Here is a 1,298-nt window from a genome sequence, read left to right on the forward strand (position 1 = left end):
TGAGCGACCCGAGACATAGGTGACGGAACGTACCGGACACATGGGTAACACTTTCCGTTTTTGGGAGGTGTTGATGCCGTGGAAGGAGTGTTCGGTTATGGACGAGCGCGTTCGCTTCGTTGGCCGTCTTCTGGACGGCGAAGGTATGAGTGAGGTTTGCCGGGCGTTCGGCATCTCGCGCAAGACCGGCTACAAGATCTGGGACCGCTATCGGCAGGAGGGCCTCGAGGCGCTGACGGACCGCTCGCGGCGGCCGGTGCGCTACGCCAACCAGTTGGCCTTCCAGATCGAGCGGCTGATCGTGGAGACCAAGCGGGAGAAGCCGCATTGGGGGGCCAGGAAGATACGCGAGCTGCTCGTGCGCAAGCTGGCGGGCGACGTGCGCATTCCGGCCAGGTCGACGGTCCATGCAGTGCTCGACCGCCACGGCCTCGTGAGCCGCGCCCGCAAGAGGCGAGCGGCGAACAAGGCCAAGGGCACGGAACTGTCGCGTGCCGCGTATCCAAACGATCTGTGGTGCGCGGACTTCAAGGGCGAGTTCAAGACCGGCGACGGCCGATACTGTTACCCCCTGACGGTGACCGACCAGGCCTCGCGCATGATCCTTTGCTGCGAAGCCCTCGAGAGCACGAAGGAGACGCCCGTCATCGAGACCTTCCTTCGCCTGTTCAGGCATCGGGGCTTGCCGGCCGCCATCAGGAGCGACAACGGGCTGCCCTTCGCTTCACCCAACGGGCTCTACAACCTCTCGAAGCTGTCCGTATTCTGGCTCAGGCTCGGTATCGCCATCGAGCGCATCAAGCCGGGCCATCCGCAGCAGAACGGTCGCCATGAGCGCATGCACCGGACCCTGAAGCAGGAGACGGCGCGTCCGCCGGGCATGAACGCGCTCCAGCAACAGAGCCGGTTCGACGATTTCATCAGCGAATTCAACGAGGAACGACCGCACGAAGCCCTCGGCATGAAGACACCCGCCGAGGTCTACAAAGCATCCCCAAGAGCCTATCAGGGCCTGCCGGAACTGGAGTACCCCTTCCACGACAAGGACATTCTCGTCACAGCCTGCGGCCGCATCTGCATGCACCGCAAGAAGATCAACGTATCGACCGTGCTCGCCGGTCAGAAACTGGGTATCACCGAAGTCGACGACGGCATTTGGCTCGTCTCCTTCATGCACTATGATCTGGGATATATCGACCTGGAACAGAGGACCTTGCAGACCATCGACAACCCGTTCGGCACGAGGTTGTCACCCATGTCTTAGGTACAAACTGTCACCCATGTCTCCGAGTCGTACA

1 protein-coding gene is annotated in these 1,298 nt (G+C 61.9%); it reads left to right on the forward strand.

All coding sequences use genetic code 11. The features are described from left to right. Window positions 1-73: 73 nt before the first annotated feature. On the forward strand, window positions 74-1,264 hold the full coding sequence (locus tag EJC49_RS23650; protein ID WP_126702396.1) for an IS481 family transposase: 1,191 nt from the start codon (window positions 74-76) through the stop codon (window positions 1,262-1,264). Window positions 1,265-1,298: the final 34 nt, after the last annotated feature.

This window comes from Aquibium carbonis (assembly GCF_003970795.1).
In the GTDB taxonomy this organism is placed as follows: domain Bacteria; phylum Pseudomonadota; class Alphaproteobacteria; order Rhizobiales; family Rhizobiaceae; genus Aquibium; species Aquibium carbonis.